The 14,565-nt window shown below is 52.1% G+C and carries 11 protein-coding genes; 2 read left to right on the top strand and 9 right to left on the bottom strand.

The genetic code is table 11. The features are described 5' to 3' along the window. Nucleotides 1-92: 92 nt before the first annotated feature. Nucleotides 93-827, top strand: a complete 735-nt coding sequence (locus L1N82_RS07420; protein ID WP_235286752.1) for a YhcN/YlaJ family sporulation lipoprotein — start codon at nt 93-95, stop codon at nt 825-827. Nucleotides 828-1,009: 182 nt separating this feature from the next. Here L1N82_RS07420 and L1N82_RS07415 read toward each other — a convergent pair whose 3' ends face one another. The 9 genes from L1N82_RS07415 to L1N82_RS07375 form a co-directional block, all read right to left on the bottom strand. Continuing rightward, nucleotides 1,010-1,195, bottom strand: coding sequence for a hypothetical protein (locus L1N82_RS07415; RefSeq protein ID WP_235286751.1), 186 nt, complete (start codon nt 1,193-1,195; stop codon nt 1,010-1,012). 222 nt (nt 1,196-1,417) lie between these two features. After that, entirely contained in the window at nt 1,418-1,630 is a 213-nt protein-coding gene (locus L1N82_RS07410) for a hypothetical protein (RefSeq protein ID WP_235286750.1), read from the bottom strand. A gap of 516 nt (nt 1,631-2,146) precedes the next feature. After that, nucleotides 2,147-2,782 (bottom strand): type 4a pilus biogenesis protein PilO, encoded by a 636-nt coding sequence (gene pilO, locus L1N82_RS07405; protein ID WP_235286749.1) that lies wholly within the window; start codon nt 2,780-2,782, stop codon nt 2,147-2,149. Continuing rightward, a complete protein-coding gene (gene pilM, locus L1N82_RS07400) occupies nt 2,782-4,293 on the bottom strand; it encodes a pilus assembly protein PilM (RefSeq protein WP_235286748.1) in 1,512 nt (503 codons plus the stop codon). The genes pilO and pilM overlap by 1 nt, the downstream gene beginning before the upstream one ends. Before the next feature lie 15 nt (nt 4,294-4,308). Further along, on the bottom strand, nt 4,309-5,070 hold the full coding sequence (locus L1N82_RS07395) for a prepilin peptidase (RefSeq protein WP_328284449.1): 762 nt from the start codon (nt 5,068-5,070) through the stop codon (nt 4,309-4,311). Nucleotides 5,071-5,303: 233 nt separating this feature from the next. After that, nucleotides 5,304-5,804, bottom strand: a complete 501-nt coding sequence (locus L1N82_RS07390) for a prepilin-type N-terminal cleavage/methylation domain-containing protein (RefSeq protein ID WP_235286747.1) — start codon at nt 5,802-5,804, stop codon at nt 5,304-5,306. A gap of 113 nt (nt 5,805-5,917) precedes the next feature. Further along, nucleotides 5,918-7,126 (bottom strand): type II secretion system F family protein, encoded by a 1,209-nt coding sequence (locus L1N82_RS07385; RefSeq protein ID WP_235286746.1) that lies wholly within the window; start codon nt 7,124-7,126, stop codon nt 5,918-5,920. Beyond that, on the bottom strand, nt 7,126-8,208 hold the full coding sequence (locus L1N82_RS07380; RefSeq protein ID WP_235286745.1) for a type IV pilus twitching motility protein PilT: 1,083 nt from the start codon (nt 8,206-8,208) through the stop codon (nt 7,126-7,128). Before L1N82_RS07380 ends, L1N82_RS07385 begins: the two co-directional genes overlap by 1 nt. Before the next feature lie 16 nt (nt 8,209-8,224). Beyond that, on the bottom strand, nt 8,225-9,889 hold the full coding sequence (locus L1N82_RS07375; protein WP_235286744.1) for a GspE/PulE family protein: 1,665 nt from the start codon (nt 9,887-9,889) through the stop codon (nt 8,225-8,227). Nucleotides 9,890-10,262: 373 nt separating this feature from the next. On the opposite strand from L1N82_RS07375, the gene L1N82_RS07370 reads away from it, so the two are divergent. After that, complete coding sequence (locus tag L1N82_RS07370) at nt 10,263-14,558, top strand: DUF5057 domain-containing protein (RefSeq protein WP_235286743.1); 4,296 nt, start codon at nt 10,263-10,265, stop codon at nt 14,556-14,558. Nucleotides 14,559-14,565 lie beyond the last annotated feature (7 nt).

The raw sequence follows: 14,565 nt of genomic DNA, 5'->3' as shown, positions 1-14,565 counted from the left end.
GTAATTATGTATACTTTTTGAACGCATATTTCCACCCCTGCGGCAGAAGCTAACTGCATAACGCCGGACTATGCAGGGAGGTAGGCAGGATCATGAACCGCTTGACTCAGCATGCCATACTCTTCATGTGCATCATCATGCTCACTTTAACAGGATGTAATTACAGGCGAGCCGTACAGGACAGTGATTACGACTACGGCTCACGCCAGAAGGGCGACCCCAAGATACTCGGAGCCCGGATGTATGGTTCAACTACAGGCAATCCAAAACAACACGACAATGCTTTTGTCGAGTACAGCAGTCTGCTTACCCGCGAAGTAACGAAGCTGAACGGCGTACGGTCGGCGCTCGTCATGTTGACGGACAAGAACGCATATGTTGCGGTTACAGTCGATAATACGGCTGCAGGAACCCTTAATGAGGGCGGAAGCCGTAATCAGTGGGATCAGAGCAACGGCGGTACAATTGAAGGCGTATATGACTTTGACACAGGGAGCCCTTACTGGGACAACAGCCATCAGGTCACCCCGTATAATTCATACTTCACGACGACGGATTACCATACCCTGTCCGATGAGATGAAGCAGACGATCGCAGCGCGCGTCCGCGGCATCAGCCCCCGTGTCGATGAAGTTCATATTTCGGCTAACATGGATTTCGTGAACGAAATCACTGAGTATGCCAAGGAAGCTTGGGCTGGCCGCTCCATCGATCCATGGCTGAATCAGTTCAACATCCTCGTCAAGCATCAATTTGCCGGCGGCAAAATCATGCCTGTCCCGCTCCGTGACCTGAAGCAGCAGGCAGCAGGTACAACCGGTCCCTGAACTGCAGGCTTCTGACGCCTGTCCTTGATATTTGCTAACCGCTCTTCGAAGCAATGCCAAAATTTCGCTTCCATATAATATATAGCTGCTTATGGACCTTTCGAAACAGTCACCAGCTTGTTGCCATCTAAAAAAGGGGACGCCTGCGCGTCCCCTTCAACATTTGTACGTTATAAGTTTGTTTAGCTTACTGAATTCAGTTTACCAAGCTCATGCTCGACCAGCACCGTCAGTTCATCTTCATAACCGCCCGTAATCCGATATTTCCGGATGTAATCGCGGACAAATTTACGCGGATCTTTCGGTTGGAAAATTCTCGTGAGTTCCTTCAGACTTTCTTTGACTTCATTATGGCCCCGTTTCGCCATGAAATCCCCTCCCACAATGTTGGATGGTCGTCCTAAAACAATTTACGAGAATGTTGGCGGCAATATGTCAGCTGCAAATGATACGAATGTTTCCTATCTGCATCTGTCGCCTGACGCCGGCTGTTCCACAGGATCGTTCATGGCCGAACCGTATGGTTCGTAACCTATTCAGTTGTGCCTTCATTATAGCAGTTAAACTATGGTATGAAAAGGGATGATTCCCTACCCTGTGGCACTGTCCTTGTCACGTTCCTCCCTGGCTGGCAGGTAAGGCGAAGGTGGTTCCATTCGCTTGGCAGCTGGCACGTCTTCCATGTCATTCGGTCGCTGGGCGAATGTTGATGACTTCGTTATACGCAAATAGGCGACTACACCCCAGACGGCTATAAGGATGCCGAATAAGACTGCAGCGTACATCATCAACGATTCCAGCATTGGCATGTCCCTCCTGACCGAATAGACTTAACCAACAGCAAGTCTTGTCATCCGAATGGTATATACTAATTTTTACAATTATAGAGTATTATATCCATCCTTGTTCCGACATTCAATCCTACAATAATCCTGATTCCGGTCCAATGAGTTATCATGGCTCTGAGACCCTAATCAGGCTTCATTCCTTCGGCAACCTTCCGGTTGTTATGTATGTGCGCCTTTAGGGTGTCACTTCCGTTCTGGATGATCAGCACGGATTCCATTTGTATGGTTGGTTCCTGGACTTTCCGGCTATATTCACCCCCCCGGCAATCGAGATCAGGCAAAGATAAATCATTACCATTATATACATGTACCCACTTAAACCGTTCATTACTCGTGAAATATGTCACATTAAGATTTTTTAAGCCCGGGTCACCATACTGACACACACATGGTAAAAAGCGCATGTCAACCCTATAGTAATACTATCGGTTGCCATACGCTCATTTTTTAGTTGAATTACTCTTGCCATAATTAAGAGCCAAACGGCCACAGCACTTCATCCACCAATCCCCGGTAAGAAGGATCATAATAAGCGGTCAAGGTCACATTTACCGTTATCGGCTTCCAGGAAACCTCAGCTGCTTGGGGCTTGCTGACTGCGAATGATTCGATCGTAATCAGCCTTGGCAGTGACTGCACACCATCCATCCAGTTCAGCAAATCCTGATAAGTGCCGCTAACTACAAGCGACAGTTGAACCCTACCCATAGAGGAAGAACCGGATATCCCGCTATCCACACCCGCTGCCTGGTCAGTTGTCTGATTGTCTGCGGCCGGCGCTGCCAAAGTGAATGTGCTGCTCATCAGCTCAACCCCGGTGTCGTTCTCCAGCTGCTGCAGGTCAAGTAGAAGCTGTTCTGAATTATCCCATAGGGGCAAAGCGGCTTGAACATCTGCCATGTCAAGGCCTGAAGCCTCTCTCTCCCGCTCTGCCAGCTTGTTCTCAAGCAGCTGGAACTGCGATGAAAGTGCAGTTATCTCCGCCTCCTGCTCATCAACCGCCCGGGAACCCGGAAGAATCAGATAGACAACGCCTGCGAGCAGAACCAACAACATGACTGTGGCCGCTAGTATAAGCGCCTGCCGGTTGTTTCGGAGCTGTTCCATCAGTCGACCTCCCCTTCCGTTACCCTCTTCATGACAATGGAGTAGACTGCCGCATATGCTGTCCGTACCGCTCCCTGTTCCCCATCCGGGCTGCCAAGCGTTGTTTCTTTGGTAACCGTGTCCAGGAGGGCTGTCTTTACTTGAGGAAGCTTGCGTATACTGTCCAGATATTTTGCCGATGCTGTCAGAGTGGAAAATGTACCGGCCACGGTTATATTCCCTTCTGCCGTATAAGTTAAAGACTTCATTATTCCGCCTTTGGGCAGAGCATTTTCCAGCAAACGGACAATGCCGGGTGCATCACGCCGATTGGCCCTTAATTGCTCAATCACAGCTGCCGGATTGGCTTGGTTCTCCCGGCCTGCAGAGCTGAACCTCTCTTCCAGCATTGCCCGTTCACCTTCCAGACGAATGATCTCTTGAGCATTCTCATCCTTCTGCTCGTGATAACTCATCGCCATATATCCGATAACACCAGCGGCAGCCAGCCATAATGCCAAGCTGCTGTAGATCAATACCGGAAACAGCTTGGTATCCGCTGCTTTTCTGGGAAGCAGACTTGCGTTCTTGTCCGAGCCCTGTATTACCAGACCGGCGGCGATCCCGTTTAGTCCGCTCACCGGCTTCATATCCCCGCCATCCCGCAGCTGTACCACATATTCTGCCTCTGAGACGGTTATCTCCTGCTGAGAAGCACGGATGGCTTCAACCAGCCTGCTACGGCTCGCTGAAGCGCCCGTCACCCATATGGCTGCAATTTTGGATTCGCCCTGCTGAATACCGAATTGATAGAAGTTCAGCATACGGGCTATTTCGGCTGTCAGTTCTGCCGTTTGCGAATCGCCTATTAAACCCTGATGGTCACGGTAATCCTGATTCTCAGAGAGATTAATACTGCGCATGAACACCGGATAACCCGCATAGAACATATAAATCTCCATACTGGCATCATCCAAGTGAATAAGCATCGTCTCGTTCAGCGGCTCCAGCGGATTCCGCCGGATTGCCCGGACCAGCGCAAAGGAAGCAATCTGCGCATCTTTAACCTTGAGGCCCGCCTCTTCCAGGAGCAAGACAGCTGTATCCACCCATTTACGAGGAGCAGCAAACACAAGAACTTGCGTGCCGCTCTCATCGGCTTCCATCTCCACATAATCGTAGACCGGATTTTCAAAGGGCAGATGCAGGGTTGTCTCCACCTCAAGCTCTACCAGTGAACGCAATTCTTTGGCATTATGTGAAGGCAGATGCATCTTGCGCACGATAAGCTGTGAGGTGGGGACGGCAATCGATACCGCTTCACCAGCCAGCTTCTCCTTCTGCACCCATTCCTTGAGAATGGGCGCTATAGCGGCAGTATTGGAGAATTGATCCTCCGTTATTGCACCTTCCGGCAGCATCAAACCGCCGCTGGCTTCTAATTCCCATACTTTGTTCTTCACCAGCTTCACGTACTGGATTCCGGACTGGTCAATTGTTAAACCGACCCGCGTTCTGCCAAATCCCATCATGACCATCACATCCCGCTACATGAATAGTGTTATATACCACTCAATAATTGCCGTTCCATACCCATAGGCTGCAAGTGCACCAATTGCCAGAAAAGGTCCAAACGGTACAGGCTGCTTGCGCTGAATACGTCCTGTTAGCAGCAAAGCTCCGCCAATCACAGTACCTGCCAGACAGGCCATGATTAAGGCAAGAAACACAAGTGGCAGCCCGAGCACCAAGCCTAGCAGAGTAAACAGCTTAACATCCCCCATTCCCATACCGCCCCCCGACACAATAACAATCAGCAGCAGAACCGCACCCCCTGCAAGAGCGCCCAACGCATGGTTCCAGATCGGAAGCTCCGAGGTAAGCGATACAGCTGCTGCCAGCGGCGCGAGGAACAGGAGCAGCAGCTTGTTGGGAATCAGCATGTACTTAAGGTCTGCAACTGTAACCATCACAGAGAGACTGACCAGCAGCAGTCCGGTCAACAAGCCTTCCGTATAGCCGTGGAGACCATAAACCCAGATGAACATCAAGCCTGTTGCCAGCTCCCCCGCCGGGTAGAGCGGGGAGATCTTAGTCCTGCACCCGGCACATCGGCCACATGTTGCTATATAACTGAATACCGGAACCAGATGGCGTGCACGCAGACTCATGCCGCAGCTTCCGCAGCTAGACGGCGGATAAACAACCGACTCGCCTCGCGGCAGCCGAAGCCCAACGACATTATAGAAGGAGCCCAGTACCAGCCCGAGCACGAATAAATAGGCACCTACAGCAGCATCCATCGTCATTCCGGTCATCTCTTTCCTAGGTTAAAATGAAACAGCAGGAACAGGGTCTGTTCCTGCTGTGGTTGTTGTGGCAATGACAGTACTTTCAAGCGGGCCACCGCTAGAACCTGAACGATATCCCTCTCACTCGCACCTCTTACGGTAATTTCTGTAATAGCCCGATGCTATTGCCCGAATACCTTTCGATTATTATATAGAGTTTGTAGAGTGTTCAGGAAAACTGAATTGTTTGACTAGTTAGCATTGGCATTAGCATTAGGATTGGCATTATTATTGTTATTGTTATTAGTTTCTACCGGCTTACTAGATGCTTTCTCGCCTTCACCCTTCAAAACAACAGAACCCTCATAGTACACAGTCCCATCACTCGTAGTTAATGACACGTACAACAAATCTCCTGTTGACTTAAACTGCACTTCTCCCCCTGTAATACTCTTTTTGCTGCTTGGCAGAGCTAAATCACCATTCAAATAACCAGCCTGCTTCAGTGCAGTAATATCAACCTTCTTACTCTTGGTTTCTCCATTATTTTCAGCAGTAAGATATAATCTTGCGGCATCATATATTTGACGAGAAGTGGCCACGTCCGCCTTTTCTTTGGAGTTATTAATAATTCCGCCAATCAATGGAATTGCAATTGCTGCAATAATACCCAGAATAACAATAACAGCCAGCAGCTCGATCAGCGTAAAACCCTTCTCTTCCTTCTTCAGCCTCTTCATTACCATTTGCATATTAAATCTTCCTCTCTTATATAATTGAACAGACTTATAAGTCCGGTCCAAACGAATTCATACTTCCAATCCATGTTACAATTCCTATTCCTGCCCTGCCCCGCGCCGCTCTGCTAGCTCATCTGCTCGTACATGCTGAACATCGGCAGCATAACGGCGGCGACGATCAGGCCGACGACTCCCGCCAGGAAGACCAGCAGCAGCGGCTCGATCAGTGATTTCAGCCGGTCAACGGTGTTGTCCACATCCGCCTCGTAGAAGTCCGCTACTTTCGCCAGCATCTGGTCGAGCGAGCCTGTTTCCTCGCCAATCGCAATCATCTGGGTCACAAGCGGCGGGAATACCCAAGCCTGCTTCAGCGGATCAGATAACGGATTTCCCCGCCGAAGAGAATCAGCGGAACGCCTGATATAGCGTCCCATCACCTTGTTGCCAACCACTTCCTCAACAATCGCAAGCGACTGCAGAACCGGGACCGAGCTCGCGTAGAGCGACGCAAGGGTCCGAGACATCTGCGCGATTGCGCCCTTCTGGGCCAGCTTGCCAAATACCGGAATCTTCAGCTTGGCATAATCCAGCCAGTAAGCCCCCTTGTCGCTCCGCTTCATCAACAACAGGCCCGAGAGCAATGCCACTGCCGTCAGTACCCAGTAGTACCAGTAATCGACAACACTGTTGCTGAGCGAGAGAACCAGCTTCGTTATCGCGGGCAGCTCTGCATCCATTGACTCGAACATCTGGACAAACTGCGGCACAACCGAAATCAGCAGGTACACAACCGCAGCGAGCGCTAGCACACCAACAACAATCGGGTAGGTGAGGGCTGACTTGATTTTCTCCCGGGTGGCATGCTGCTTCTCGAAGAACCGCGCCAGCCTGTCCAGCGTCCCATCCAGATCACCCGTCTCCTCACCAGCGCGTATCATACTCGTAAAGATGGCCGGGAAAATCTTCTTCTGCTCCTGCACGGTCTGCGAGAAGGCATGACCACGCATCAGACCGGCATGAACTTCGATTAGCGCCTTCTTCAGCGGCTTACTCTCTGTCTGGCTGGCCAATATGCTGGAAGCTTCTACGATCGTAACGCCTGCGCGGATCAAGGTGGCGAGCTGCCGGCAAAAGATAATAAAATGCTGCGGCTTGACCGGGTTGCCGATATAAATCTCCGTCGACAGCAGCGTCTTCCGCTTCTCATCAAGTGACAGTACGATAAGTCCGCGCTTACGCAGCTCCTCCACCGCAGACGACTTGTCCATAGCAGACATTCGCCCCTTGAGCTGCTTGCCGCTAGCACTCTTGACGTGATAGGCAAACTCCGGCATCAGACCGCTCCTTCCGTCAGGCAGGCCTTAGCGGCCATGGGTTCAACCAGGCCTTGCCGGAGAAGCTCCTGCACGGACATATCGAGCGTAATCATTCCTTGTGCCCGCCCTGTCTGGAGCACATTGCGAATCTGATGATTCTTCTCGGTGCGAATCAGGTTGGCGACTGCCGGGGTGTTAATCATAATTTCGACTGCACAGCAGCGGCCTGACCCATCCGGGCGGGGAAGCAGCCGCTGGGATATAACCCCCGCCAGTACAGCTGCCAGCTGCCCTCGAACCTGAGCCTGCTGCTCTGCCGGGAAAGCATCAATGATCCGGTCAATTGTCTGCGGCGCATCCGTTGTATGCAGCGTTGCGAGCACCAGATGTCCGGTTTCGGCCGCCGTAACCGCAGCCCCTATAGTTTCCGGATCACGCATCTCTCCGACAAGAATGACATCCGGGTCCTGCCTCAATGCAGCCCGCAGTCCGCTGGCAAAGCTGCCGGTATCCTGACCCACCTCACGCTGCTGGATCAGTGACAACCGGTTCGGATGCACGAACTCCACCGGATCCTCAAGTGTTACGATATGCTTCTTCTGAGTACCGTTAATATGGTCGATCATCGCTGCCAGTGTTGATGATTTGCCGCTGCCTGTCGGGCCGGTCACCAACACCAGTCCGTGCGGCTTCCCAGCTAACGTCTCCACAACGGGGGGCAGGCCAAGGGAGCTCAGTGTAGGGATATCCAACGGGATAGTCCGGATCGCCAAGCTGACCTGTCCGCGCTGCAGGTAGGCAATAACCCTGTACCTGGATATACCTTCAAGCTTCCAGGCAAAGTCCATCTCTCCAAGCTCCCAAAATCGTTCCCACTGCTTCCCTTCAAGCAGCCCCCTCGCTATTCCGCTGATTGCCTCAGCTGTCAGCGGCTGCTGCCCTATTCGCTGAAGCTGCCCGTGCCGACGCATGACTGGAGGCGACCCGGCCGCCAGATGCAGGTCGGATGCCCCTGCCTCATGCACAGCTAGCAGCAGAGCTGTCAACCGCTCCCTGTCTTCTTGTTGTCCCCCGGCTATTTCATCGATGTAATGAGGCATACCTTCTCCTCCGCTGTCAATTTGATACCGTCTCGCGCAGCACTTCCTGCAGTGTTGTCGCGCCAAGCTTCACCTTCTCCAGACCATCATCCATAAGCTGAACCATGCCAGCCGCCTTTGCTTCCTCCCGGAGCTCCTGAATTGTCGCTCCTTGTGCAATCAGCTGCCTCAGCCGGTCATCTACAACCAGCACTTCATGGACAGCAAGCCGTCCGCGGTAGCCTGTCTTGTTGCAGTTGCCGCAGCCGGTTCCCTTGTACAGCTTGTCAGCTGTGATTCCGCGGCTCTTCATATAAATAGCTTCCTGCTCACTAGGCTCATAGGCAGTCTTGCAGTCCGGACAAATCCGTCGGACAAGCCGCTGGGCTACAACGCCTACCAGTGAAGAAGCGATCAGGTAGGTTTCGACCCCCATGTCACGGAAACGCGTAACGGTGCTGATCGAATCATTCGTATGCAGTGTAGATAATACAAGATGCCCTGTAAGCGAAGCCCGGATCGCCATCTCGGCCGTTTCTGTATCACGGATTTCACCGACCATCACGATATTCGGGTCCTGTCTCAGTATCGAGCGTAGCCCTGCGGCAAAAGTAAGTCCGATTCCCGGGTTTACATGCACCTGGTTAATCCCTTCCAGCTGGTACTCCACCGGGTCCTCCAGCGTCATGATATTGACACCTTCCTGATTCAGGTGATGCAGCGCCGAATAAAGCGTAGTCGTCTTGCCGCTGCCTGTGGGTCCTGTGATGAGAATGATGCCGTACGGCTTCTCGATCATGCTCTTGAACGCTTGATGATTACGTGAACCGAAGCCTAGGTGATCCAGCGCCTTCACACCGATGCTCAGATCAAGAATCCGGAGCACGATTTTCTCACCATGGATGGTAGGAAGTGTCGATACCCGAATATCGACTGTCCTGTAATCCACCTGCATCTTAATCCGACCATCCTGCGGCAGTCTCCGCTCCGCAATATTCAGTCTCGCCATAATCTTGAGCCGTGCAGTAATAAAGCCCTGCATCTGTTTTGGAATCATCCGCTCGGTGCGAAGCACGCCGTCAACCCGGTAGCGGATAGCGACATTGGCTTCCCCCGGGTCCACATGAATGTCAGAAACCTGCAGCTGCACAGCCTGCTGAATCATCTGGTTAACCAGCCTCACGACAGGAGAGTCCTCATCTGTAATCTCCGTCTCCCGGATCTCTTCCTGATTGGGAAGCTCGACCATCATCTGGCTCATGGAATCCTGCAGGCCGTAGTGACGTGCTATGGCGCGCTGAAGCTCATCCTTGCTTGAGATAGCGGGTTCAATTCTGAACCCTGTGCTCATGCGGAGCTCCTCAATGGCAAAATAATCCAGAGGGTCCGCCATCGCGACCATCAGCTTGCCGCCTTCCTTATGAAACGGTATTGCTTGATAACGCCGCGCCAAGCTCTCCGGAATAATCTGAGTAATCGTAGGATCTATCTGATATTTGTATAAGCTGACATGCGGAATGCCCAGCTGAAATTCCAGTACCTCGATCAGCTGCTGCTCCGTTATGTAGCCTTGGGTTATGAGCAGGTCACCCAGCTTCTGCTTCGACTTGCTCTGCTCTGCCAGTGCTTCCTGCAGCTGCTCCTGCGAAATAATCCGGCTCTCCACCAGAAGGTCGCCCAGCCTTTTCTTCACGATGGCCATTTGCCGTCCCCCTACCTCTAACCTTTTAACAACGGTCTAACAAGCCGGGAATGAACCCCCTCGAAAACTAGTCTTAACTACCTAATATTTAGAATGTGTTAGAATTTTGTAAGATCTGTGTTAAGTGAATTTTTTTGTAGTAAATTGTCGAATATGATTATATTCCATTTTGGTCATCTTTATCAGGATCATTATACAATGTCGCTAATGACAAGACAATAACCAAAAATATTGTATCTTAATTTGTCTTCGACAATTCTTACAGCCATATTACAAGCACGTGAGTATATACACCTATTATTAGTCCTTTTATACTATGTCTATGCATATTGGAATTCGTTATCATAGAGATATCCGAAATAGGAGGCACTCCATGAGAAGAAGAACGTTCAACCGTCCGCTTACCCTTCTAGTTGCGCTCAGCATGATTTTCACAGCCTTTGCAGTCACAGGAATTGGCGAGCGTCAGGTGCATGCCGGGACAGGTAAGCTTGTCTCCCTTCAAGCGAAGATAAACGCCAAATACGTAACCATAACCAGTAACGGAGCAGCCGTATCCACCAGCACAACGGATGCTGCGGCAGCCGAGCTTTTTGAACTCAGCATGCTAAGCAGCGGCAGTATTGCCCTAAAGTCCGAGAGTAACGGCAAATATGTGAGCGTCAGTTCCACTTCAAGCCGGCTTACAGCTGCTGCATCGAGTATAGGAGCCCGGGAACAGTTCACACTAGTCCATCACACAGACGGTACGGTATCCCTTATCGATTCCAAAAATAAATATGTGTGCGCGGACAAGTCGCTAGACAGCACCACCTATCCGCTTGCCGCCAGCAAAACCTCAGCCGGGGCATGTACCGGCTTCAAGCTGACCGAGCACCATCCCGTCAAGATTCTGGAGATTACTGACACCGGGAGCTCCGATATTCAAACCATTCTCAGTCCCGTCCCTTATATTGAGGTAGAGACAATGAGCATGAAACGGTTCGTCGCACTCCGCGGGGATCTGGACGGCAAATATGATGCTATCTATATCGGCAAAGGCAGCTATAATCCGGAGACTGTTCCGGTCACAACTTCTTCCAACCGGGAGAGCTGGCATGATACCCGGAATGTAATGAACGACATCACCCAGCTTAAGGCCAATGAGATCATTCAGCATTATATTAATAAAGGTCTGCTGGTCATGTTTTACAGTGATGCGGGTCAGCGCAGCGGCCTTCTCTACCAGAGTCCACAGAAGGGCAAGCTCTATAATACGTTCAGCCGTTTCAGCAAGCCTTCAGAAGCCCGGGACAATGTTCTGTTTATTAACGAGGACAGGCTCATCCGTCTGGCCGGCCTGTTGACTGAGGACAACTATAGCCGAATCCTGCGGCAGCGGCCCAAGCTGGTCCTAAGCGAGCGGCCCATTGATTACAACGTGAATCCTGATTACATTCACAGCACAGGCAATACGCTCACCTTCAAGTTTAACGCCGCCAATATCCCCGACTTCAGCCAGCGGAGGCTAACAGCCAACCTGTATATCGGATTGGACCAGGTGCTGCGGTTCACACCCGACCAGATGGTAGCATCCACACCCGTAACCGGGCCAGAAGGCGAATTGACCTACCGTCTGCCCAAGGGCTATTCCGGTGTCCACTATTGGAAGCTGGAGCTTGTGGACCAGAACAGCAGGCTTAAGGATTTTCAGAGCGGTGTGATCCGCTTCAAGGATGAGACGACCGTCGTTAACGTGCTGCAGGTCATGCCAAACGGCAAGCTGTTCAGCTCCCTGCAGCGGGACGCCACACTGAAGCAGTCCTACTTGAAGAAGGCGGGCGAATTTGAGATTCATATCGACGTGACGGAGTTTAACAAATTTAACAGCGGCGGGTATCGGGAATTGAACGGCCGGTACGATATGCTGATCTTCGGATTTATCGACGAATACAACCGTTATTCCGGCATTAGCGATGCCGCGGCGGAAGCCGTTAACGCATTCATCGGCACCGGCCAGGCCGTTATGTTCACACATGACACCGTCTTTGGAGACAACAATAACTGGATTCGCTACTTCCAGGATACGACCGGGCAGAGGGGAACACAGACCAACCTGGGACTAACCGCCCCCAGGACATCGACGACTACCGTAAAGGTCAATGATGGGCTGCTCACGCAATATCCGTTCAATATCAGCCATGCAGCCACTTCGGTTGCCAGAACGCACAATCAATATTTCACCCTCGATCTGGAGGATGACAGTATTATCAGCTGGTATAACATTTCGGGCGGAAGCCGGGACCCTAATGACAGCTGGAATCATTACTACACGTATTCCAAAGGCAATGTCACTTATTCGGGCAGCGGGCACGTCTTCCTGAACAGCCAGACCAGCTACTTATCGGACCCGTTTCCCGACTGGGAAGAAAAGCTGTTCGTCAATACTATGTACCGGGCGTTCATCGGCTCGAACCATGCGCCGAAGCTGACTGTCTTCACGCCGCGCCCCTATACGGAACTGGAAGACAATTATATTCCGTCTTATCAGAGAATCGCAGTAAGCTTCAAGCCTGAGGACTGGGATTTGGCCGACCCACGCGTATATGTTGAGGTTAACTTCAAATACAACGGGCAAATTGTGCGCAAGTATCAGCAGGCGGATGTCTTATCAGGCTCCACCGTGACCCAGACATTCACGAATCCGCTGCCCCAAGGCGGCGATCTAACCGTAGAGGTGATTGCGCGCGATAAGAAAGGAGCCAAGACCATCAAGGAAGTGCCGGTCAAGATCAAGAAGATCGAAACCAATCTTACCGTCAGCCGGCACATGTCAGGCCTGAGAGAAAGTGCGGACGGCAATGGAAGCCCGGTGGCCGAAAAAGGTGATCCGCTGACCGTGCACTATCAGCTGACGCCTATGCCCATACCTGCACACTCTACAACGGAGCCGCATAAGCTTGTCATCCATCAAGTCTCCTTCCGCGAGACCATGCCTAAGGGCATTGAGATAACCACTCTGCCTTCATGGATGAGCACCTCCGGGAGTATAGATTCCGGCTATACAATCAGCGGCACTCTGCCCGATGTAACATACCAACTCTCGGAGGACGGCAGCATGTACACGGCTGAACCGATCCGCTTCGAAGTCGGCATTAGAGCCGTCAACAACGGCAACTATACATTGGATCAATCGCGGGTGTCCTTCCGGGATATTGGCGAGACCCAAACGATCACCGTTCCTTTCCAGCCCCTGAGCTTCCAGGCCATCACGATGATCGACAAGCTGTCGCTCGCAGGCTCAGAGATAGCTGTTGGCGAAGAATTGCCGCTGCATCCTTCATACAGTCCGGCAGACGCTACTTCTCCCATCTTCACCTGGGAGTCCAGCAACCGCAGCGTACTCGAGATCAATGAGATCGGGACTGTGAAAGGCATCGCACCCGGTACAGCTATCGTAACCGTACGGGATGCTGTAAGCGGCCTGACCGCGCAAGCAGCCATAAATGTCGTGAAGACAGGCCTTAGCATTAATGGCGGCAATACCGTGACGGTAGGCTCTGCCCTGCCGCTGCAGGCCGTACTAAGACAAACAGCGAATGAGACGATTCAGGCTGATTCGGTAACTTGGAGCTTCAAGAACGAGGCAGACAGCACGAAAGCGGCGATTGCCGAGGCGGACAGCGGTAGTGTCTGGGATCGCAAACTGACCGGCACGAAGGCCGGTACCGTAACAGTCGTCGTTCAGGCAACGACCTATGATCTCGCCACCGGCGCTGTGAAGCATACCTACTCTGACGAGCACAGCGTCACAATCGTCAATCCCCGACTGCGGATCGCCGGTCCGTCCGAGACCGGCAAGGGCGAGCAGATCGGGCTTCGCGCGGAATGGATCGATACGGAAGGAAACCCAGTTATGCTGCCAGCTGCTATGGTGCAGTCCGTCACCTGGTCCTTAAAGGGACTTTCGGATGCCTCCAAGGCCAGGCTGACGTCCGGCACTGAAAGGCTGGAAAGTACATTAAAAGCAGTGGAAGCCGGCAGCGTAACCGTAGTTGTTACCGGCGTTCTTGCATCCGGTGACCAAATTACAGCCGAGCATACAGTTGTCATTAACGACCGCAGCGTCCGCATTACCGGGCATGATGCATTTGGCATAGGAGAGACGATTAATCTGGGGCTGGAGTGGCAAGGCAGTCCTCTGCCGCCAGGCAGCATTCAAAGCATCAGATGGACGTTGAAGGAAGGGGAAGCTGCGCGGACCGCTTCACTAAGCAGCCCGCCTGCCGACCCTCAAACAGCCAGCTTGACCGGCAATGATGCCGGGAGCGTAACCGTTGTTGTCCATATTCAGACGACATCTGGCGCTGCCTTCAGAGCTGAGTATGAGGGCACCGTCATCCGGCTTCGCCTGCCGGCAAGCCGAACGATCACACAAGGAAGCAGCCATTCTCTGGGGCCGGATCTGCAGGTGCTTCCAGCATCCATGCGCAGCCGCATTCTGCCCGGGGTCAAGTGGCTCAGCAGTGATTCCGGTATTGTAAGTCTTACAAATTCAGGCATAATTACTGGTCTAAAGCGGGGCTCAACCATCATTACGGCTATCTATCGTCCCGATGCTTCAAGACCGGAAATCCGGGCCAGTATGATAGTGAAAGTTGAACCGTTGTACAGCGGTGATGTGTACTGATAAACCA

It is taken from the genome of Paenibacillus tarimensis (assembly GCF_021532315.1).
Taxonomy (GTDB): Bacteria; Bacillota; Bacilli; order Paenibacillales; family Paenibacillaceae; genus Paenibacillus_I; species Paenibacillus_I tarimensis.
The sequence above is the reverse complement of the archived record's forward strand: the minus strand, read 5'-3'. Positions and strand labels throughout refer to the sequence as shown.

What these genes read in the sequence shown, in the direction of transcription:
- L1N82_RS07415 (WP_235286751.1), bottom strand. Translation starts at nt 1,195, where the DNA reads ATGGCGAAACGGGGCCATAATGAAGTCAAAGAAAGTCTGAAGGAACTC.
- L1N82_RS07370 (WP_235286743.1), top strand. Translation starts at nt 10,263, where the DNA reads ATGAGAAGAAGAACGTTCAACCGTCCGCTTACCCTTCTAGTTGCGCTC.
- L1N82_RS07420 (WP_235286752.1), top strand. Translation starts at nt 93, where the DNA reads ATGAACCGCTTGACTCAGCATGCCATACTCTTCATGTGCATCATCATG.
- L1N82_RS07395 (WP_328284449.1), bottom strand. Translation starts at nt 5,070, where the DNA reads ATGACGATGGATGCTGCTGTAGGTGCCTATTTATTCGTGCTCGGGCTG.
- pilO (WP_235286749.1), bottom strand. Translation starts at nt 2,782, where the DNA reads ATGGAACAGCTCCGAAACAACCGGCAGGCGCTTATACTAGCGGCCACA.
- L1N82_RS07375 (WP_235286744.1), bottom strand. Translation starts at nt 9,889, where the DNA reads ATGGCCATCGTGAAGAAAAGGCTGGGCGACCTTCTGGTGGAGAGCCGG.
- L1N82_RS07385 (WP_235286746.1), bottom strand. Translation starts at nt 7,126, where the DNA reads ATGCCGGAGTTTGCCTATCACGTCAAGAGTGCTAGCGGCAAGCAGCTC.
- pilM (WP_235286748.1), bottom strand. Translation starts at nt 4,293, where the DNA reads ATGATGGGATTTGGCAGAACGCGGGTCGGTTTAACAATTGACCAGTCC.
- L1N82_RS07410 (WP_235286750.1), bottom strand. Translation starts at nt 1,630, where the DNA reads ATGCTGGAATCGTTGATGATGTACGCTGCAGTCTTATTCGGCATCCTT.
- L1N82_RS07380 (WP_235286745.1), bottom strand. Translation starts at nt 8,208, where the DNA reads ATGCCTCATTACATCGATGAAATAGCCGGGGGACAACAAGAAGACAGG.
- L1N82_RS07390 (WP_235286747.1), bottom strand. Translation starts at nt 5,804, where the DNA reads ATGCAAATGGTAATGAAGAGGCTGAAGAAGGAAGAGAAGGGTTTTACG.